General features: G+C 55.2%; 19 protein-coding genes. 10 read left to right on the top strand and 9 right to left on the bottom strand.

Annotated features, from left to right (window positions below):
• Positions 1–58 precede the first annotated feature (58 nt).
• A complete protein-coding gene (gene rnd / locus ABFI50_RS00290; RefSeq protein ID WP_162184518.1) occupies positions 59–1,174 on the top strand; it encodes a ribonuclease D in 1,116 nt (371 codons plus the stop codon).
• Between the two features lie 74 nt (positions 1,175–1,248).
• Here the strand turns inward: rnd and minE are convergent, their stop codons facing one another.
• Genes minE through minC form a run of 3 tightly spaced genes read right to left on the bottom strand, consistent with a single transcriptional unit; the run spans position 1,249 to position 3,065 of the window.
• Positions 1,249–1,518 (bottom strand): cell division topological specificity factor MinE, encoded by a 270-nt coding sequence (minE, locus tag ABFI50_RS00285; RefSeq protein WP_008500504.1) that lies wholly within the window; start codon positions 1,516–1,518, stop codon positions 1,249–1,251.
• A gap of 3 nt (positions 1,519–1,521) precedes the next feature.
• A complete protein-coding gene (gene minD, locus ABFI50_RS00280; protein WP_014884266.1) occupies positions 1,522–2,334 on the bottom strand; it encodes a septum site-determining protein MinD in 813 nt (270 codons plus the stop codon).
• A 23-nt stretch (positions 2,335–2,357) separates the two neighbouring features.
• A complete protein-coding gene (gene minC, locus ABFI50_RS00275) occupies positions 2,358–3,065 on the bottom strand; it encodes a septum site-determining protein MinC (RefSeq protein WP_023330629.1) in 708 nt (235 codons plus the stop codon).
• Positions 3,066–3,188: 123 nt separating this feature from the next.
• On the opposite strand from minC, the gene ABFI50_RS00270 reads away from it, so the two are divergent.
• From ABFI50_RS00270 to ABFI50_RS00260, 3 genes are all read left to right on the top strand, one after another.
• The gene (locus ABFI50_RS00270) at positions 3,189–3,464 is read left to right on the top strand and encodes a YcgL domain-containing protein (RefSeq protein ID WP_014884264.1); all 276 of its coding nucleotides are present in this window, start codon (positions 3,189–3,191) and stop codon (positions 3,462–3,464) included.
• A 46-nt stretch (positions 3,465–3,510) separates the two neighbouring features.
• Positions 3,511–4,170 (top strand): fumarylacetoacetate hydrolase family protein, encoded by a 660-nt coding sequence (locus ABFI50_RS00265; protein ID WP_045134178.1) that lies wholly within the window; start codon positions 3,511–3,513, stop codon positions 4,168–4,170.
• A 93-nt stretch (positions 4,171–4,263) separates the two neighbouring features.
• Positions 4,264–4,704 carry a YcgN family cysteine cluster protein gene (locus tag ABFI50_RS00260; RefSeq protein ID WP_014884262.1) on the top strand — a complete coding sequence of 147 codons (441 nt, stop codon included), beginning with the start codon at positions 4,264–4,266 and terminating at the stop codon, positions 4,702–4,704.
• 99 nt (positions 4,705–4,803) lie between these two features.
• Here the strand turns inward: ABFI50_RS00260 and dsbB are convergent, their stop codons facing one another.
• Both dsbB and nhaB read right to left on the bottom strand, forming a co-directional pair.
• Positions 4,804–5,334: a disulfide bond formation protein DsbB gene (gene dsbB / locus ABFI50_RS00255; RefSeq protein ID WP_032641201.1), complete on the bottom strand. Its 531-nt coding sequence runs from the start codon at positions 5,332–5,334 to the stop codon at positions 4,804–4,806.
• A gap of 143 nt (positions 5,335–5,477) precedes the next feature.
• Positions 5,478–7,016 carry a Na(+)/H(+) antiporter NhaB gene (gene nhaB / locus ABFI50_RS00250; RefSeq protein WP_023330627.1) on the bottom strand — a complete coding sequence of 513 codons (1,539 nt, stop codon included), beginning with the start codon at positions 7,014–7,016 and terminating at the stop codon, positions 5,478–5,480.
• 199 nt (positions 7,017–7,215) lie between these two features.
• On the opposite strand from nhaB, the gene fadR reads away from it, so the two are divergent.
• Positions 7,216–7,935: a fatty acid metabolism transcriptional regulator FadR gene (gene fadR / locus ABFI50_RS00245; RefSeq protein ID WP_014884259.1), complete on the top strand. Its 720-nt coding sequence runs from the start codon at positions 7,216–7,218 to the stop codon at positions 7,933–7,935.
• A 110-nt stretch (positions 7,936–8,045) separates the two neighbouring features.
• Here the strand turns inward: fadR and ABFI50_RS00240 are convergent, their stop codons facing one another.
• On the bottom strand, positions 8,046–9,578 hold the full coding sequence (locus tag ABFI50_RS00240) for a SpoVR family protein (protein ID WP_180261658.1): 1,533 nt from the start codon (positions 9,576–9,578) through the stop codon (positions 8,046–8,048).
• A 321-nt stretch (positions 9,579–9,899) separates the two neighbouring features.
• Between ABFI50_RS00240 and ABFI50_RS00235 the strand changes: the two genes are divergently transcribed.
• Positions 9,900–11,198 (top strand): D-amino acid dehydrogenase, encoded by a 1,299-nt coding sequence (locus ABFI50_RS00235; protein ID WP_014884257.1) that lies wholly within the window; start codon positions 9,900–9,902, stop codon positions 11,196–11,198.
• 9 nt (positions 11,199–11,207) lie between these two features.
• On the top strand, positions 11,208–12,278 hold the full coding sequence (gene dadX / locus ABFI50_RS00230; protein WP_014884256.1) for a catabolic alanine racemase DadX: 1,071 nt from the start codon (positions 11,208–11,210) through the stop codon (positions 12,276–12,278).
• Between the two features lie 48 nt (positions 12,279–12,326).
• Here dadX and ABFI50_RS00225 read toward each other — a convergent pair whose 3' ends face one another.
• The gene (locus ABFI50_RS00225) at positions 12,327–14,060 is read right to left on the bottom strand and encodes a potassium/proton antiporter (protein WP_063614358.1); all 1,734 of its coding nucleotides are present in this window, start codon (positions 14,058–14,060) and stop codon (positions 12,327–12,329) included.
• Between the two features lie 97 nt (positions 14,061–14,157).
• Positions 14,158–15,072 (bottom strand): muramoyltetrapeptide carboxypeptidase, encoded by a 915-nt coding sequence (ldcA, locus tag ABFI50_RS00220; protein WP_063614357.1) that lies wholly within the window; start codon positions 15,070–15,072, stop codon positions 14,158–14,160.
• Positions 15,073–15,178: 106 nt separating this feature from the next.
• Here ldcA and emtA point away from each other — a divergent pair, with 106 nt between their 5' ends.
• Positions 15,179–15,790 (top strand): membrane-bound lytic murein transglycosylase EmtA, encoded by a 612-nt coding sequence (gene emtA, locus ABFI50_RS00215; RefSeq protein ID WP_014884253.1) that lies wholly within the window; start codon positions 15,179–15,181, stop codon positions 15,788–15,790.
• Between the two features lie 37 nt (positions 15,791–15,827).
• Here emtA and ABFI50_RS00210 read toward each other — a convergent pair whose 3' ends face one another.
• Positions 15,828–16,559: a flagellar brake protein gene (locus tag ABFI50_RS00210; RefSeq protein ID WP_014884252.1), complete on the bottom strand. Its 732-nt coding sequence runs from the start codon at positions 16,557–16,559 to the stop codon at positions 15,828–15,830.
• 207 nt (positions 16,560–16,766) lie between these two features.
• Between ABFI50_RS00210 and ABFI50_RS00205 the strand changes: the two genes are divergently transcribed.
• Positions 16,767–17,021 (top strand): GlsB/YeaQ/YmgE family stress response membrane protein, encoded by a 255-nt coding sequence (locus tag ABFI50_RS00205; protein ID WP_014884251.1) that lies wholly within the window; start codon positions 16,767–16,769, stop codon positions 17,019–17,021.
• Between the two features lie 113 nt (positions 17,022–17,134).
• Positions 17,135–19,237: a TonB-dependent siderophore receptor gene (locus ABFI50_RS00200; protein ID WP_023337416.1), complete on the top strand. Its 2,103-nt coding sequence runs from the start codon at positions 17,135–17,137 to the stop codon at positions 19,235–19,237.
• Positions 19,238–19,305 lie beyond the last annotated feature (68 nt).

Genomic DNA, 19,305 nt, shown 5'->3' with positions numbered 1-19,305 from the left:
GGTTAAGCCGGCGTTTTTTATGGGCGCAAACAAAAGAGAATCCGATTTGAATTACCAGATGATCACGACCAACGACGAGCTGGCTTCGCTGTGCGAAGTGACGCGCGACTTTCCTGCCATCGCTCTGGATACCGAGTTTGTCCGTACCCGGACGTACTATCCGCAGCTGGGTTTGATTCAGATGTATGACGGCAAGCACGTCTCGCTGATCGACCCGCTAGGCATCACCGACTGGACGCCGATGCGTGACCTGCTGCTGGATACGGCAGTAACGAAATACCTGCACGCAGGCAGTGAAGATCTGGAAGTTTTTCTGAATACCTTTGGCATCATGCCTCAGCCGCTGATCGATACGCAGATCCTTGCGGCTTTTAGCGGTCGTCCGCTCTCCTGGGGCTTTGCCGCCATGGTGGAGGAGTATACGGGCCTGACGCTGGACAAAAGTGAATCCCGTACTGACTGGCTGGCGCGCCCGCTTACCGAACGTCAGCTGGAATATGCGGCGGCAGACGTGTTTTACCTTCTGCCGATTGCCGGACAACTGATGAAAGAGGCGGAGGCCTCCGGTTGGCTCTCTGCCGCGCTGGACGAGTGTCGTATGACGCAGCTGCGTCGCCAGGAAGTGGTTGATCCGAAAGACGCCTGGCGTGATATCAGCAACGCCTGGCAGCTGCGTACGCGTCAGCTGGCGTGCCTGCAGCTGTTAGCGGACTGGCGTTTACGCAAAGCGCGCGAGCGCGATCTGGCGGTTAACTTTGTGGTGCGCGAGGAACATCTCTGGGCAGTTGCGCGCTATATGCCGGGTAGCCTGGGGGAGCTGGACAGCATTGGGCTTTCGGGCAGTGAGATCCGTTTCCACGGTAAAACCCTGCTGGCGTTGGTCGCAAAAGCGCAGGCGTTGCCGGAAGATGCGCTGCCGGAACCGCTGTTGAATCTGATGGATATGCCGGGTTACCGCAAAGCGTTTAAGGATATCAAAGCGCTGGTGCAGAACGTCGCCACTGAAAGTAAGCTGAGTGCTGAGCTGCTGGCATCGCGTCGTCAGATTAACCAGCTGCTGAACTGGCACTGGAAGCTGAAACCGCAGAATGGCCTGCCGGAACTGATGGCGGGCTGGCGTGGGGAATTGATGGCCGATCGTCTAAATACCCTGCTGGAAGGGTATCCGCGGTAAAAAATATGCCGGGCGATATACCCGGCATATTCCCCCGGTGGCGCTGCGCTTACCGGGGCTACAAAATCACAACCCTACGGGCGCGACTCTTCCGCTTCCGGTAGCGTCACGTTCAGCTCCAGAATCGAAATATCCCCGTCTTTTTGCTCCAGCTGCACCGTGACCATCTCCGGGTCAATCTGTACGTACTTACAGATCACTTCCAGGATGTCCTTACGCAGCTGCGGCAGGTAATGAGGCTCGGCGTCGCTACGACGACGCTCCGCAACGATGATTTGCAGACGTTCTTTTGCGATGTTGGCGGTGTTCTTTTTCCGCGAGAGAAAAAAGTCCAGTAATGCCATAACTTATCCTCCGAACAGGCGTTTGAGGAAACCTTTCTTCTCTTCTTCAATGAAGCGGAAAGGACGTTCTTCTCCCAGCAGACGGTCAACAGTATCAGCATACGCTTTACCTGCATCTGCCGTCGTATCAAGGATCACGGGCTCGCCCTGGTTAGAGGCGCGCAGCACGGACTGGTCTTCCGGGATGACGCCCACCAGCTTAATGCGCAGGATCTCCAGTACGTCTTCCATGCTCAGCATGTCACCTTTGTTGACGCGACCCGGATTATAACGGGTCAGCAGCAGGTGCTCTTTGATCGGCTCTTCGCCATTTTCCGCACGACGGGATTTGGAGGCGAGGATGCCGAGAATACGGTCGGAGTCACGCACGGATGAGACTTCAGGGTTGGTGGTGATGATCGCTTCATCAGCAAAGTAGAGTGCCATCAGGGCACCAGTTTCGATGCCGGCAGGGGAGTCACAGACAACGAAGTCGAACTCCATTTTTCTCAGCTCCTCGAGTACCTTTTCGACACCTTCACGGGTCAGGGCGTCTTTGTCACGCGTCTGAGAGGCCGGGAGGATGTAGAGGTTCTCGGTGCGCTTGTCTTTAATCAGCGCCTGGTTCAGCGTGGCATCGCCCTGAATGACGTTGACGAAGTCATACACGACGCGACGCTCACATCCCATAATCAGGTCGAGGTTACGCAGGCCGATATCGAAGTCGATAACGACGGTTTTCTTTCCCTTCTGGGCCAAACCAGTAGCGATGGCCGCGCTGGAGGTGGTCTTGCCAACGCCTCCTTTACCCGAAGTAACAACAATAATGCGTGCCATAGAAATTCCTTGTTAAAAAGGGATCAATTCAACGGTTGAACGGTCAACGCGTCGTCTGCCAGTCGCAGACGAGCCGCTTTGCCATAAAATTCGGCTGGGATCTTGTCGCTCAGCCAATATTCACCTGCGATGGACACCAGTTCCGCCGTCAGGTGAGTACAAAATATTTGCGCGTCCCGATCGCCACTTGCGCCTGCGAGCGCACGTCCACGCATCATACCGTAAACGTGAATATTGCCATCTGCAATAAGCTCTGCGCCAGCACTGACGTGGCTTGTAACAATCAGATCACAGTTTGGTGCATAAATGCGCTGACCGGAACGAACCGGTACGTCAATCATTCGCGTTTTTGTGACGGGAGTAACGTTTTGCACCACAGGAGGGGGCGCCTGCACGGCAGCAGGCGCTGCACGCGGGGCTTTTTCTTTACCTTCATTAAGAAGGGGCAGCCCGGCACGGTCGATTTCCGCTTTCAGCTCGCTATCTTTACAGCCACTGATGCCGACAATTCGCAGGCCAGTAGAGGAGACGGCCTGCTGGAGAAGTTTCCAGTTAACCGGAGCCTCAAGACCACTCACGTTGATAACAACAGGGGCGTGTTTCAGAAAAGCGGGAGCCTGCGCGATTTTGTCTTCTAACGCCTGACGAATAACCTCGGGTTTTGCATCATGCAAATGTACCACTGATAAGGTGAAGCTACTGCCTTTAAGCTCGATGGGCGTGTTTGACATCCTGGCCTTACTCAATTTGCTATTAACCGCAACCATTCGCTGCGATATTCCGAAGAGTATCAGGCATGTTATAGTCAGGAGTATATTGAGGCAAGCAACCACCCATTAATTCAGAGTAAAAACATGTTTTGTGTGATCTACAGAAGTACAAGCCGTGACCAGACCTATCTTTATGTCGAAAAGAAAGACGATTTTTCACGCGTGCCTGAAGAATTAATGAAGAGCTTTGGCCGACCACAGCTGGCGATGCTGCTGCCGCTGGATGGTCGTAAGAAACTGGTCAATGCCGATCTGGATAAAGTGAAAACGGCATTAGCCGAGCAAGGCTATTATTTACAGCTTCCACCACCGCCTGAGAATTTATTAAAACAGCACCTTGAGGCGAACGGGAAAAAATAGTCTCAGCTGTTTCGGGCGCATCACATCAACCGATTAGGGGTCGAGCATGTATCAACATCATAACTGGCAAGGTGCGTTACTGGATTATCCCGTCAGCAAAGTGGTCTGCGTGGGCAGTAACTACGCAAAGCATATTCAGGAGATGGGCAGCGCAACACCAGAAGAGCCGGTTCTGTTTATTAAGCCAGAGACGGCGCTTTGCGATATCCGCCAGCCGCTGGCGTTGCCGCAGGGGCTGGGGTCAGTGCATCACGAAGTTGAGCTCGCGGTGCTGATCGGCGCCACGCTGCGCCAGGCCTCCGAAGAGCATGTTCAGAAAGCGATTGCTGGCTACGGCGTCGCGCTGGATCTGACGCTGCGTGATGTGCAGGGAAAAATGAAGAAGGCCGGGCAGCCGTGGGAAAAAGCCAAAGGCTTTGACAACGCGTGTCCGATTTCGGGATTCATTCCGGTCAGTGAATTTACCACCGATCCACAGGACACGCCGCTCAGCCTGAAGGTGAACGGTGACATCCGCCAGCAGGGCAGCACGGCAGACATGATCCATAAGATTGTGCCGCTGATTGCCTACATGAGCCGCTTCTTCACCCTGAAACCCGGAGATGTGATCCTGACCGGTACGCCTGAAGGGGTTGGCCCGCTCCTCAGCGGCGATGAGCTGGAGGTCGGTTTTAACGGCCTGTCGCTGAAAACCCGCGTGCTGTAACCACATCTTGCCGCCTGAAGAGGGCGGCAAAACTTGCAACAACGTGCCAGACTCGTTATAAGGTGCGCTTTCTTTTGACGTGTGGACATCCTGATGAACGACATCCCTTTCTGGCAAAGCAAAACTCTTGACGACATGACTGACGCGGAATGGGAATCATTGTGCGACGGCTGCGGGCAGTGCTGCCTGCACAAGCTGATGGATGAAGATACGGACGAAATCTACTTCACCAACGTGGCCTGCAAGCAGTTGAACATCAAAACCTGCCAGTGCCGCAACTATGAACGTCGGTTCGAATTTGAGCCGGACTGCATCAAGTTAACCCGTGATAATCTGCCCACCTTTGAATGGCTGCCCCATACCTGCGCGTATCGCCTGCTGGCGGAAGGGAAAGGGTTACCAGACTGGCATCCGTTGCTGACTGGTTCGAAAGCGGCGATGCACGGCGAGCGCATTTCGGTGCGCCACATCGCGGTGAAAGAGTCCGAGGTGCGGGACTGGGAAGACCATATTATGAATCACCCTAATCGGTGATAATAAAAAACCCGCCGAGGCGGGTTTTTTATTATGCGCTGTTGTGTCGGGTGGCGCTGCGCTTACCCGACCTACAAAACTGACGTTGCCGTTTTGCTTTTACCTTCCGAACAAATCACGTTTCTTCGGCTTGAACGGCTGGGCAATCAGCACCAGCAACGCCACGACGAAGTAGGCGACAAAAATCCCCACCAGCCACTGTGGCATCTCCAGCGTCAGGAATTCCCACTGACGGACAGAGCAGTCACCGGATGCGACAAACACCTGCGGCAGCCATTTATCCAGCGGCAGCCAGCTCGGGAAGCGGGCGGCAAAATCACAGGTCATAAACGGTGACGGATGCAGCTGCATCATGGTGTGCTGCCAGGAGAGTTCAATTCCTTTCCAGGCGCTGTACAGCCAGATTGCAATACCCGCGTAGCGCAACGGCGATTTCGGGGCGATGGCGCCTACGAGGCCCGCACCCATAATGCCAAACAGGGCGCAGCGCTCGTAGATACAGAGCACGCAGGGTTTCAGCCCCATCACGTGCTGGAACCACAGCGCGACCATTTCCAGCGCAAAGGCGGTCAGGGCCATCAACAACCACGCTCCGCGACCGCGAGAGCACTGGTTTAAAAATCTCAACATAATCATTTCCCTGGAACATGCTTAGAAAGCGCAGTGTAAACGAATTCGTTTTTCGCGCCACCTGTACCTGACGAAATAAAACGTAATCGGATGTTTATCGTGCGAAAAGGCAAACGGGCAGCGAACTGCCCGAGAGGCCTCATTTAGTGCGCCGCAAGTATACCCGCTTGTATCAGCCATTGCGTACAGGGAATGAGGGTAATTTTGACGCAAAGCAATCCCACAATTGTGAGTACCAGCGTATAGGGCAGCGCCATCCAGACCATTCTTCCATAAGAAAGACGTATGAGTGGCGCAAGGGCAGAGGTCAGCAGGAACAGGAAGGCGGCTTGTCCATTTGGCGTCGCTACCGACGGCAGGTTAGTGCCGGTATTGATGGCCACGGCCAGCAGCTCAAACTGTCCTGCGTTAATAATGCCTTCTTCCATCGCAGATTTGGCTTCGTTGATGTAGACCGTCCCGACAAAGACGTTATCGGAGATGGACGACAGGAGGCCGTTGAACAGATAGAAGAGCGTAAGCTGCGCGTCTGGTGCAGCCTGCAGCACAAAGGTAATTATGGGGGCAAACAGATGCTGATCGATAATCACCGCCACAACCGCGAAGAAGACGGCCAGCAGCGCGGTAAATGGCAGGGCTTCCGTAAACGCTTTGCCAATAGCATGCTCATCCGTTACGCCGCTAAAGGTGGTCGCAAGAATAATTACGGAGAGGCCAATCAACCCCACCTCTGCAAGATGCAATGCCAGCGCGACGATAAGCCAGACGCCAATGATACCCTGCGCAATCAGACGCAGCGTCTCTTGCCGCGTGCGCTGTTTGCGGCTCTGCTCGTCAAATTTATGCAGCTCACTGCGGACCGGCTCAGGCAGTTGCGCGCCGTAGCCGAATACCCTGAACTTTTCGACCAGAATGCAGGTTGCTAACCCGCAGATAAGGACAGGCACGCTCACGGGGGCCATGCGCAGGAAAAACTCGCCAAAATGCCATTCAGCCGCTTTGGCGATGATCAGGTTTTGCGGCTCACCCACCATGGTCATCACGCCGCCCAACGCAGTCCCTACGCCAGCATGCATCATCAGACTGCGCAGAAACGCGCGGAACTGCTCCAGCACCTCACGGTTATGCGCCTCAACGTGGCTGTCATCCTGCAAGTCTTCGCCCGGGCGGGACGAGGCCACGCGGTGATAAATCCCGTAAAACCCGACGGCGACGCTGATCACCACCGCAACAACGGTCAAGGCATCCAGGAAGGCCGAAAGAAAGGCAGCAGCAAGGCAAAACGCCAGCGACAATACCGTTTTAGACGGAATGCTGAGCAACAGGCGAGTGAAGATAAACAGCAGCAGCTGTTTCATAAAGTAGATCCCGGCCACCATAAATATCAGCAGCAGGAGCACTTCCAGATTTGACGCCAGCTCTGCTTTGACATGCTCAGCAGACGTCATCCCGATGACCACTGCTTCAAAAGCCAGCAGACCGCCAGGCAGCAGAGGGTAACATTTCAGCGCCATTGCCAGGGTGAAGATAAACTCCGCCACCAGCAGCCATCCGGCGATAAACGGGTTCACGCTAAAAATAAGGGGGTTAACGACCAGGAAAACCAGCAGTATCAGTTTGTACCAGTCAGGAGACTGACCTAAAAAATTGCGCCACAGCGCGCGCCCAAAAGAAATTTCCACAACAGACGTCCTTCCCCGTCACGTAAAACAAAACATCAGTATACGCAAAATTGCGGCCCGGCGGCGGATAAGCGAGCATTGTAAATTTCATAAAATGAAACGGCGATCCCTCTTTTCTCTCTTTACCGCGCTACCTGCCGCTGCATGCCTCTGGTATGATGAGTGCAATTTGCTAAAGCTGTGTAATGGAAATCTCACTATGGTCATTAAGGCGCAGAGCCCGGCGGGTTTCGCGGAAGAGTACATCATTGAAAGCATCTGGAATAATCGCTTCCCTGCAGGGTCCATTCTTCCGGCTGAACGCGAACTCTCTGAACTGATTGGCGTCACTCGCACCACGCTGCGTGAAGTGCTTCAGCGACTGGCGCGTGATGGATGGTTGACGATCCAGCACGGCAAGCCAACAAAAGTAAACAACTTCTGGGAAACCTCGGGGCTGAACATTCTTGAAACGCTGGCGCGCCTCGACCACGAAAGCGTACCGCAGCTCATTGATAATCTGCTCTCAGTGCGTACCAACATCGCGACGATCTTTATTCGTACCGCTTTCCGTCAGCACCCGGAAGATGCGCTTGCAGTGCTGGCCAGCGCAAACGAGGTCGAAGATCATGCCGATGCCTTTGCCACCCTCGATTACAACGTCTTCCGCGGTCTGGCGTTTGCCTCCGGCAACCCGATTTACGGTCTTATCCTCAACGGGATGAAAGGGCTCTATACCCGCATTGGTCGTCACTACTTTGCCAATCCCGAAGCGCGCAGTCTGGCACTGGGTTTCTACCATAAGCTCAGCAAGCTCTGCACCGAAGGGCTGCACGATCAGGTTTATGAAACCGTGCGTCGCTACGGTCATGATTCCGGTGAAATCTGGCATCGCATGCAAAAAACGCTGCCGGGCGATTTAGCGATTCAGAGTCGCTGAAAGAAAAACCTCTCAAGTGAGAGGTTTTTTTTCGCCCGGTGGCGCTTCGCTTACCGGGCCTACAAAACCCGTAGGCCGGGTAAGGCGTAGCCGCCACCCGGCAAAAAACATTACAACGTATTCAACCGCGCCGGGCAACGTTCCAGCAGTTCTACGCTGCCGTCGTCATTCTGCTGTTCCAGCTGCACGTCAAAGCCCCACAGGCGGTGAACATGCTTCAGCACCTCTTTACGTCCTTTATCCAGCGGCGCGCGGTTGTGCGGGATATAACGCAGCGTCAGAGAACGGTCACCGCGTAAATCGACGTTCCAGACCTGAATATTGGGCTCAAGATTGCTCAGGTTGTACTGAGAAGAGAGCCGTGAGCGGATCTCGCGATACCCCTCTTCGTTATGAATCGCAGAAATCTCCAGGTAGTTGTTACGATCATCGTCCAGCACGGTGAAGAAGCGGAAATCACGCATGATCTTCGGCGACATAAACTGGCTGATAAAGCTCTCGTCCTTAAAATCGCGCATCGCAAAATGCAGCGTTTCAAGCCAGTCTGAACCGGCGATATCCGGGAACCAGTACTTGTCTTCTTCCGTTGGCGACTGACAGATACGCTTAATATCCTGGAACATCGCAAAGCCAAGCGCATACGGGTTAATCCCGCTGTACCACGGGCTGTTATAAGGCGGCTGAAACACGACGTTGGTATGGCTGTGGAGAAACTCCATCATGAACCGCTCGGTCACTTTCCCCTCGTCATACAGATGGTTGAGGATGGTGTAGTGCCAGAATGTCGCCCAGCCTTCGTTCATCACCTGCGTCTGTTTCTGCGGATAGAAATACTGGCTGACCTTGCGCACGATGCGCAGGATCTCACGCTGCCACGGCTCCAGCAGCGGGGCGTTTTTCTCCATAAAGTAGAGCAGGTTTTCCTGCGGCTCGGAGGGATAACGACGCGTCTCGGCGACGGCTTTCTCTTCCTCACGCTTCGGCAGGGTGCGCCACAGCATGTTCACCTGGCTTTGCAGATACTCTTCGCGGCTTTTCTGTCGGGCTTTCTCCTCCTGCAGGGAGATTTTCTGCGGGCGTTTGTAGCGGTCCACGCCGTAGTTCATCAGGGCGTGGCAGGAGTCGAGCAGTTTCTCCACCTCATCCACGCCATAACGCTCTTCGCAGTCGGTGATGTATTTACGCGCGAAGATCAGGTAATCAACGATGGAGCTGGCATCCGTCCAGCTGCGGAAGAGATAGTTATTTTTGAAAAACGAGTTATGGCCGTAACAGGCGTGGGCCATCACCAGCGCCTGCATGGTAATGGTGTTCTCTTCCATTAAATACGCAATACACGGATTGGAGTTAATCACAATCTCATACGCCAGCCCCTGCTGACCGTGTTTATACAGGCGCTCCGTTTCAATGAATTTTTTACCAAACGACCAGTGCGGATAGTTGATCGGCATCCCGACGCTGGAGTAAGCGTCCATCATCTGTTCAGAGGTAATCACCTCAATTTGATGGGGATAGGTATCCAGGCGATACAGTTTTGCTACCCGGTCGATTTCGGCGAGGTAGACATCCAGCAGCTCGAAGGTCCAGTCGGGTCCATCGCTCAGACGTGTGTTGTCCTTGTTCAGGGAATCAATAGTAGCCATTAGCGCGCCCTCGTTGTGGGTGCTCTCTCTGTCTGGAGAGCCTCCTTTCAAGCATAGATCAACGTGTTAAAAAGCGTGCCCGACAAGAAATTTTTTCTTTGCGATTTCCCGTTTTTGATACGGCAAAAAAAGTGACTCCTTCAGCATTTTATGCTGGTTAAAAATAAAGCTCAGCATGAGATCCCAAATTAGCACCATCCCCTGATACTGGGGGATGTGTGAGGCAAGTCACCATAAAAAAGTCGTATGTTGAATAATATTTTCAACTAGGTTATCAATCTGTAATTAGAAGATTGTTCTTTTGCACATTATGGAGTGGCTATGCGTGTTGTCATACTGGGAAGTGGTGTCGTTGGCGTAACCAGCGCCTGGTATTTAAGTCAGGCAGGACATGAGGTTACCGTTATCGATCGTGAATCCGGCCCGGCGCTTGAAACCAGTGCGGCGAATGCCGGGCAAATCTCTCCGGGGTATGCGGCGCCGTGGGCAGCCCCTGGCGTACCGCTGAAGGCGATCAAATGGATGTTCCAGCGCCATGCGCCGCTGGCCATCAGCCTTGACGGCACGCCGTTCCAGCTGAAGTGGATGTGGCAGATGCTGCGCAACTGCGATACCCGCCACTACATGGAAAACAAAGGGCGCATGGTGCGCCTGGCGGAATACAGCCGTGACTGCCTTAAGACCCTGCGCGCGTCGACCGGCATTGAGTACGAAGGCCGTCAGGGCGGCACGCTGCAGCTGTTCCGCACCGCGCAACAGTATGAAAACGCCACCCGCGATATCGCCGTGCTGGAAGATGCCGGCGTACCTTACCAGCTGCTGGAGGCCAGCCAGCTGGGGCAGGTGGAGCCTGCCCTGGCGGAAGTGGCGCATAAACTGACGGGCGGCCTGCGTCTTCCTAATGACGAAACCGGCGACTGTCAGCTCTTTACCCAGCGTCTGGCGCACATGTGCGAGCAGGCGGGGGTGAAATTCCGCTTTAACACCGCTGTCGACAAGCTGCTGTCGGAAGGGGAAAAAATTTACGGCGTGAAGTGTGGCGACGAGGTGATCAAAGCGGATGCCTACGTGATGGCATTTGGCTCGTACTCCACCGCCATGCTGAAAGGCATTCTCGATATTCCTGTTTATCCGCTGAAGGGCTACTCGCTGACCATTCCGGTGAAAGAAGAGAGCGGCGCCCCGGTATCAACCATCCTGGATGAAACTTACAAAATCGCCATTACCCGCTTCGATAACCGCATCCGCGTGGGCGGCATGGCGGAAATTGTCGGCTTCAACACCGACCTCCTGCAGCCGCGTCGTGAAACGCTGGAGATGGTGGTGGGGGACCTGTTCCCGCGCGGGGGCTTTGTTGAGCAGGCGACATTCTGGACCGGTCTGCGTCCGATGACCCCGGACGGTACGCCGATTGTTGGCCGTACGCCGTTTAAAAATCTGTGGACCAATACCGGACACGGCACGCTGGGCTGGACGATGGCCTGCGGATCCGGTCAGCTGCTGAGCGACCTGATTTCCGGGCGCACGCCAGCCATTCCATTTGACGATTTAAGTGCGGCGCGCTATCAATCAGGGTTCACGCCATCGCGTCCACAACATCTGCACGGCGCGCATAACTAAGGAGTTGTCATGTCCCGTCCTGTTCTGGCTCAGCTGGATCTGCAGGCCCTGAAGGAAAACCTGCAAATTGTTCGCCGGGCAGCACCTGGTTCGCGCGTCTGGTCGGTAGTCAAAGCGAATGCCTACGGCCACGGTATTGACCGTATCTGGAGCGCGCTCAGCGCCACCGACGGTTTTGCGTTGCTCAATCTGGAAGAGGCTATCCTGCTGCGCGAACGCGGCTGGAAAGGGCCGATTTTGCTGCTGGAAGGGTTCTTCCACCCCGAGGATCTGCCCTTGCTGGATAAGTATCGTCTGACCACCAGCGTTCACAGCAACTGGCAGATTAAAGCGATTCAGGATGCAAAACTCCACGCGCCGCTGGATATCTATCTCAAGGTAAACAGCGGCATGAACCGTCTGGGCTTTCAGCCTGAGCGGGTACATACGGTCTGGCAACAGCTGCGCGCCCTGAAAAATGTGGGCGAAATGACGCTGATGGCGCACTTTGCCGATGCGGAAAAACCGGATGGCATTGCCGATGCCATGGTCCGCATTGAGCAGGCGGCAGAAGGGCTGGACTGTCCGCGCTCGCTGTCGAACTCTGCGGCGACGCTTTGGCATCCCGAAGCGCATTATAACTGGGTGCGTCCGGGGATCGTTCTGTATGGTGCATCCCCGTCCGGTCAATGGCAGGATATTGCCAACAGCGGCCTGAAGCCGGTGATGTCGCTACGCAGTGAGATAATCGGCGTGCAGACGCTGAAGGCGGGCGACACGGTGGGCTATGGCAGCCGCTACCGGGCGCAGGGCGAACAGCGAATTGGTATTGTGGCAGGCGGGTATGCCGACGGCTATCCGCGCATCGCGCCAACCGGTACGCCTGTCTGGGTGGACGGCGTCCGTACGGGCACGGTGGGGACCGTGTCAATGGATATGCTGGCGGTTGACCTCACGCCGTGTCCGCAGGCGGGCATCGGTTCACCGGTTGAGCTGTGGGGCAATGAAGTCAAAATTGATGACGTGGCCGCGGCGGCGGGAACGGTGGGGTATGAACTCATGTGCGCCCTGGCGCCGAGAGTGCCGGTTGTAACGGTGTAACGTGTTCTTATGCCGGGTAAGGCGAAGCCGCCACCCGGCATAAACCCGCTACTCTGTGTCCTCTTCCATCGGCCGCAAACCGACTTTCCGCACCGCGTTATCTTCTTTTTCGGCAACGGTCCAGATCATCCCGGCAAATTCCACCTGATCGCCGACGACCGGCGCAGCGCCAAGTCGTTGCTGGATGATTTCGCCCAGCGTTTGCTGGTTATCACCGTCTTCAGCACCTTCATCCAGACCGTAAATCAGCGCCACATCCGCAAATTTGGCGCTGGCTTCCAGAATAAAATCACCGAAGAAACGCTGGTCCAGCGCCACCGGAGGCGACTGGCTGAACAACTTGCCCAGCGCGGGCAGATCGCGTTCGCGGCCAATCACGCACAAAATATCCCCTTCGCGAAGCCGGGTGCTGCCGGTAGGGTGTTGCAGGACATTATCGCGAAACAGCGCGGCAATCCGCGTTTCGGCCGGCATGTGCAAATCGCGCAGCGATGCCCCTACGCACCACTTGTCGGCGCTCAGTTGATAGACGAACTGTTCCCACGGGTTCTCCGGATGAATATCGAGCCCCACGCGGGACACCGGCCAGCCCACGGGCGGGACCACCACTTTGGCTTTTTTCGCCGCCCATCCGAGCGACGTCCCCTGGAACAGCAGTGAAATCAGCACCACGAAGAACGCCACGTTAAAGAACAGTCGTGCGTTATCCAGCCCGGCCATCATCGGGAAGACGGCAAGGATGATCGGCACCGCGCCACGCAGGCCCACCCAGCTGATAAAGACACGCTCGCGCAGGTTGAAGCCGCGAAACGGCAGCAGACCGGCAAACACCGACAGTGGACGGGCGAAGAAGATCATCCACGCAGACAGCAGCAGCGCCGGAATGGCAATCGGCAGCAGATCCGAGGGCGTAACCAGCAGGCCCAGCACCAGGAACATGCCGATTTGTGCCAGCCAGGCAAGACCGTCGAAGTTTTGCAAAATAGCGTGACGGTTGCGGATAGGGCGGTTACCCATCAGGAATCCGCAGAGGTAGACCGCGAGAATACCGCTGCCGTCCAGAGCGGTGGTGACGGCAAAAATCAGGATCCCGCCGCTCAGCGCCAGCAGTGGATACAGCCCCGAGGGGAGCGAGATGCGGTTAATCATCTGCTGTAACAGGTATCCCCCCGCCAGACCTATCAGTATCCCCAGGCCGAACTGCTGCAGGATATGCCACGCAAACATCCAGCTCAGCCCGGTCTCGTGCTGCTGAATCATCTCGATCAGCGTGATGGTCAGGAACACCGCCATCGGATCGTTACTGCCGGATTCAATCTCAAGCGTTGAGCCGACACGTTCGTTAAGCCCTTTTCCACCGAGCAGGGAAAACACGGCTGCCGCGTCGGTTGAGCCGACAATCGCGCCAATCAGCAAACCTTCCATGATATTCAGATGGAAAAGCCACGCAGCCATCATCCCGGTGAGGCCAGAGGTAATTAACACGCCGACCGTGGCAAGTGAAAGCGCAGGCCCCAGGGCCACGCGGAAGGAGCTCGCCTGCGTACGCATGCCGCCGTCAAGCAGGATCACCGCCAGGGCGAGGTTACTCACCATGTAGGCAAAAGGGTAGTTATCGAATGGGATACCGCCGATGCCATCAATGCCAGCCAGCATGCCGATAGCAAGGAAAATAACAAGAATAGGTATGCCGAGACGCGATGAAAATGAACTTAATAAAATACTGCTGGTTACAAGGACAGAACCCAAAATGAAAAGGCTGATTATCGCTGCGGCATCCAATGTTCTCTTACTCCCACCTCAATGTTAACGCTGTTACTAAAACCCTAACATATTAACGTCGGTAACAGCGTTTTATTAAGGCGGTTTAACGGATTTTTTACCCCTTTATGACCGGATGGCCGCTGATGGTGAGCAGGCTTCCGCCATCATCATGCTTCAGCCTGGCGTGCGCCCCCAGCGCAAGAGTGACGGTTTGCTGCTCATGGCCGAAATCCAGCCCGGTGATGACGGGAATGTCCAGCCGGGAGCGGATGAAATCGACCATCGTTTCCAGCGAGTAGCCCGCGTCATAGTCATTCGGCTCAGAACCGCTGAAGCTGCCCAGCACAATCGCGGACTGGCGTTCAAGAATACCGGCATGATAGAGCTGCAACAGCATGCGCTCGACGCGGAACGGATGTTCGTTGATATCTTCCAGCACCAGAATGCCGTCTTCGATGTCCGGCATCCACGGCGTGCCGATGAGCGAGACCAGCATCGCCAGGTTTCCGCCCCAGAGCTGACCTTCACACTCCCAGTGCGGTCCGTTGCCTTGCCACTCCACGCTGTAGGCAGGATTACGCAGCGCGCGCCAGAAGTGTTCGATGGTAAACGCATCCAGCTCTGGCGCGCCGAAGTTACCGGCCAGCATTGGGCCGCTAAACGTGATGACATTGTGCAGGGCCAGAAGACCTAGCTGGATGACGGTGAAATCGCTGTGGCCGCAAATCAGCAGCGGATCCTGCTGCTGGCGCTGCGCCAGACCCTGCCAGTCAATGCTCTCCAGCAGCCTGCTCGCCCCGTAGCCGCCGCGCACGGCAAGGACGATGCGATCCTTACCCTTCAGACTCACCAGGCTATTGATATCATTCAGCCTCTGCGCTTCCGTTCCGGCAAAACGCTGCTGGCGGCGGGGGATAATTGTCTGATTTTCTACCTGATGGCCAGATTCCAGTAAGCGCTGAACGCCCCGCTGTGCCGCGTCCTGGTTAATGCAGTAGCCCGACGGCGCGATGAGATGAAACTGAGACATGGCAATTCCTTGCTGAATGAGAAACTAATTGTCTATATCATGCCGCGTATACGCTGCCTGCTTCAAGGGCGGCGCACCGCGATGACCGGCTATAAGGATAGATGACGTGAAATTGAGATGGTTTGCTTTTTTGATTGTGCTGCTGGCTGGCTGTAGTTCAAAACATGATTATCAAAACCCGCCCTGGAACCCGGAAGTGCCGGTGAAACGGGCTATGCAGTGGATGCCAATCAGTGAACAAGCCGGGAAGGCCTGGGGCGTGAGCCCGCGTCTGATCACCGCCATTATTGCGGTGGAGTCTGGCGGGAATCCTACGCTCGTCAGCAAATCCAACGCGGTGGGGCTGATGCAGCTTAAGGCTTCAACGGCGGGAAGAGAGGTCTACCGCTATATGGGCTGGAGCGGACAGCCGTCGACCAGCGAGCTGAAGAACCCGGAACGCAACATTTCCATGGGTACCGCGTATCTGAGCATTCTGGAACATGGCGTGCTGAAGGGCATCGAAGATCCGGAAGTGATGCAATACGCGCTGGTGGTCTCCTACGTGAACGGTGCAGGGGCGCTGCTCAGAACCTTCTCCTCTGACCGCAAAGAGGCGATAGACGAGATCAACGGCATGGACAAAGATGAGTTCGTCGAGCATGTAGCGAAGAATCATCCGGCACCACAGGCGCCTCGTTATATCTGGAAAGTACAGAAAGCGATGGATGCCATGTAATGCCGCAAACGGGCGGCGGTTGCGCTGCCCGATTTTTTCACAGGACTTTATTTGCACGTTCCCGTGCTTCACGCTCCAGCGAGTAGATGATACGCTGTAGCTCGCGCTCAGCGCCTGGCCCGACGTTCAGGAAACGGAAGCTCAGACGCGGCGTGGTAATCGTTTCGTTTTTGCTGTCCACCACCGTGCGCTCGCTGATGGCAATCAGCTGTGCATCGAAATAAAAGCGACCCCAGCCGCCCATATCGAGCTCAATTTGGGTAAAACGCATGCCTTCTACCAGTCCGTCCGGTTTCGCTGAATCCAGCAACGCGCCCATACCGCCCAGCGACAGGTCAAAGAGACGGAAGCGAAGCTCTTTTTTGTCCGGCATTTTGGCCTTACAAAAATAGGCAGGGTGAAGCGGGGCGCTGATGCGGAAGTATTCACGACGCTGGACAAACCAGAGGTTGCCCGGAAGAGGGGTCACAAAAGCGGGAAGTCCCTGATATTCGCTCAGTTCCAGTCGCGGCAGGACAAACTCCACTTTAGCTCCATGGGTTTCGGCCATCACCGCAATATGTTCCGCTCTTAGCGCAGCGCGGTTTTCATACTCCTGGCTGCCCAGGTCTACAATCAGTCGCTCCTGCGAAACGTCAAGGATCTTGCTGATAAACTGATTATTTGACCAGCTGATGCGCAACGGCACTTCGCCTTTTTGCAGGTCGCGTAATACCCCTAATACAGCCAGCGGATTTTGCTTGAGGAACTGCTCACTGTAATGACTCACGCCGGATGGCTCCTTGATTAATGACAGACTGTCTGAGCGTTATCGGCAATCCACACTCAAACTTAATACAAACCGGTGAGTTTTTTTTATTGCTGCATGCAAGATAAGTCGGTGAGAGGAAAATGGTTTTATGCTGATGACCTATACTTACGTTAGCTGTGCAGAAGGTTTTCTGCACATGCGTTAAACCTGAAAGAGGGCATCGCTATGGGTATCATCGCCTGGATTATCTTTGGTCTTATCGCTGGCGCTATCGCTAAACTCATCATGCCGGGAAACGATGGCGGCGGCTTCATTTTGACCTGTGTTCTCGGGGTTGTTGGTGCGGTTGTGGGCGGCTGGCTGGCGACGATGTTTGGCTTTGGAGGCAACATCAGTGGTTTTGACATGCACAGTTTCCTCGTTGCTGTCGTCGGCGCCATTGTTGTGCTGGGCATATTCAGGTTACTGCGACGAGCCTAAAATGACATAGCGGCTCTCTGCGGAGGGCCGTTTTTTTTTGCCTGAATCTTGATTTGTTAATCGAAATGATAATAATTGTCGTTCCGTATTGCATCTAACAACAAGACGACATTATGAACTCCTCACGTTTTACGTTATGCGCTCTGGCCGGTGCCGTCACGCTGGCATTGCAGGTCCAGGCTTTCGCCGAAGAATCTACCATCGTCGTCACGGGCTCAGAGCAGGGCAGCGCGCTGCCGGCCTGGACGAACAGCGCCACGAAATCGGCCGTTGCCGAAAGTAAAACGCCCCAGGTCATCAATACGCTTTCTGCCCCGGAAATTGAAAAGCGTCATGCGAACTCCGTGAATGAAATCCTGCGCTATGCCCCGGGCGTCTCAACCGAAGTGCGCGGTAATACCTCCTACATGAGCGAATACAAAATTCGTGGCTTTACCGTCGATCAGGAGTTCTATAACGGATTGCAGTTGCCCTATAACGTCACCGGCAATACTAAGGCTCGTATCGATCCGCTGTTGATTGACAGCGTCGATATCCTGAAAGGGCCTTCATCGGTGCTTTACGGCGGTGGTTCGCCGGGCGGGCTGGTGAATATTCAAAGTAAAAAACCGCAGCGGGAAGCGCGAACGGAGGTCGGTTTTAATACCGGTAACCGCAACCTGAAAGAGGGTTATCTCGACTCAACGGGGCAGATAGCCGACAGCGACTGGAATTACCGTCTGCTGGGCAAGGCGACGGAGAATGACGATCAGCCGCACACCACCCGGTATGAAAATTACCTGGTCGCCCCGTCCGTCACCTGGCAGCCCGACAGCAAAACCCGTCTCACGCTGGATGCGCTGGCGCAAAACTCCCCGAGCCTGACGCCGTCAAATCCGCTCCCGCTGTCTTATCTGCGCTCGAAATATGCCGATCGCCGTGATTACGCCGGAGATGAATGGAGTGGGTTTAAGCAGCGCCAGTGGATGCTGGGCTATAGCTTTGAACACGAGTTTGACAGCGGCTGGGGCTTTAACCAGAAAGCGCGCTATTTTGACGTCGATACCCACCAGCGCAGCGTCTATGCGACAGGAACGGGGAGTGAGGTTTATCAGCTCAACCGCTTTGCTTACACCACCGATGAAGATCTTAAGAGCTTCAACATCGACAACCAGGTGACGAAAACCGTTGCGCTGGGTGAATGGCAGCACCATCTGCTGGCCGGGTTTGACTATCAGAAGATGAACTCGCATTTCCACTATCGTTACGCATCGGCCACGCCAGGCATGGATATGCGCGATCCTGACTATGCGCAAATCAGCGAAGGCGCACTGGGGCTCTACACCGCCCAGAAGAATCGCCTCAGCTATCAGCAGAACGGTTACTACCTGCAGGATCAGGTGGAATTCGGTGGCTTAAATCTGTTGGGTAGCCTGCGCTACGACGATTACCGCTCCGTCACCACCGATTACCTGAAAAACGGGGATAAAGCCTGGGTATCGCAGGACCGCGTCACCAAACGTCTGGGCGCACTTTACGCCTTCGATAACGGTATTTCACCGTTTATCAGTTATTCCGAAGGTTTTGCACCGGTGTCACCGCAGGGAACGCTCACGGCAAAAGACGTCAAACCGACCACCAGCAAGCAGGTTGAAGGCGGGGTAAAATATCTGCTGGCTGAATACGCCACCACCTTTACCGCCTCAGTGTTTAACATCCGGCAGAAAAACGTTGTCACCTCCGATCCGGGCTTCCTGAATTATCGTCAGACCGGAGAAGTGGAATCCAAAGGGGCAGAGCTCTCCGCCATCAGCCGTCCGACGGACAACCTGACGCTGATTGCCAACTATGCCTACACCCATGCGATCAATACCGAAGATGATAAATACCAGGGTAAACGTCCAACTCAGGTGCCGGAGAACGCTTTCAATCTGTGGGGGGACTACACTTTCGAGAGTACGCCGCTGAAAGGACTGATGCTGGGGGCTGGGGCACGCTACACCGGTCCGATGGAAATTTCACCGGCTAACGATGCGGGTAAACTGGGCGGCACCACGCAGTACGATCTGGCGGCCTCGTACCGGATGGGCGAAATCATGCCTTCGCTGGCGGGACTGACGCTTAAGGCGAGTATGCAGAACATCACCAATAAAGAGACGCTGACCTGCTACGACGCAACCAACTGCTGGATTGGGCGTGACAGGACGTATCAGTTAGGGGCGAGCTACAGCTTCTGACTGCCCGGTGGCGCTGCGCTTACCGGGCCTACAAACCCAACGTAGGCCGGGTAAGGCGTAGCCGCCAC

The sequence above is a fragment of the Enterobacter sp. HNDS-6 genome (assembly GCF_039850505.1).
GTDB lineage: Bacteria > Pseudomonadota > Gammaproteobacteria > Enterobacterales > Enterobacteriaceae > Enterobacter > Enterobacter kobei.
This window is presented reverse-complemented; position numbering and strand designations above follow the sequence as displayed.

Coding starts and splice junctions, on each gene's coding strand:
- ldcA (WP_063614357.1), bottom strand. CDS start 15,072: ATGTCTCAGTTTCATCTCATCGCGCCGTCGGGCTACTGCATTAACCAG.
- rnd (WP_162184518.1), top strand. CDS start 59: ATGATCACGACCAACGACGAGCTGGCTTCGCTGTGCGAAGTGACGCGC.
- ABFI50_RS00260 (WP_014884262.1), top strand. CDS start 4,264: ATGAACGACATCCCTTTCTGGCAAAGCAAAACTCTTGACGACATGACT.
- minE (WP_008500504.1), bottom strand. CDS start 1,518: ATGGCATTACTGGACTTTTTTCTCTCGCGGAAAAAGAACACCGCCAAC.
- dadX (WP_014884256.1), top strand. CDS start 11,208: ATGTCCCGTCCTGTTCTGGCTCAGCTGGATCTGCAGGCCCTGAAGGAA.
- ABFI50_RS00235 (WP_014884257.1), top strand. CDS start 9,900: ATGCGTGTTGTCATACTGGGAAGTGGTGTCGTTGGCGTAACCAGCGCC.
- minD (WP_014884266.1), bottom strand. CDS start 2,334: ATGGCACGCATTATTGTTGTTACTTCGGGTAAAGGAGGCGTTGGCAAG.
- ABFI50_RS00265 (WP_045134178.1), top strand. CDS start 3,511: ATGTATCAACATCATAACTGGCAAGGTGCGTTACTGGATTATCCCGTC.
- ABFI50_RS00240 (WP_180261658.1), bottom strand. CDS start 9,578: ATGGCTACTATTGATTCCCTGAACAAGGACAACACACGTCTGAGCGAT.
- minC (WP_023330629.1), bottom strand. CDS start 3,065: ATGTCAAACACGCCCATCGAGCTTAAAGGCAGTAGCTTCACCTTATCA.
- fadR (WP_014884259.1), top strand. CDS start 7,216: ATGGTCATTAAGGCGCAGAGCCCGGCGGGTTTCGCGGAAGAGTACATC.
- dsbB (WP_032641201.1), bottom strand. CDS start 5,334: ATGTTGAGATTTTTAAACCAGTGCTCTCGCGGTCGCGGAGCGTGGTTG.
- ABFI50_RS00270 (WP_014884264.1), top strand. CDS start 3,189: ATGTTTTGTGTGATCTACAGAAGTACAAGCCGTGACCAGACCTATCTT.
- ABFI50_RS00200 (WP_023337416.1), top strand. CDS start 17,135: ATGAACTCCTCACGTTTTACGTTATGCGCTCTGGCCGGTGCCGTCACG.
- ABFI50_RS00205 (WP_014884251.1), top strand. CDS start 16,767: ATGGGTATCATCGCCTGGATTATCTTTGGTCTTATCGCTGGCGCTATC.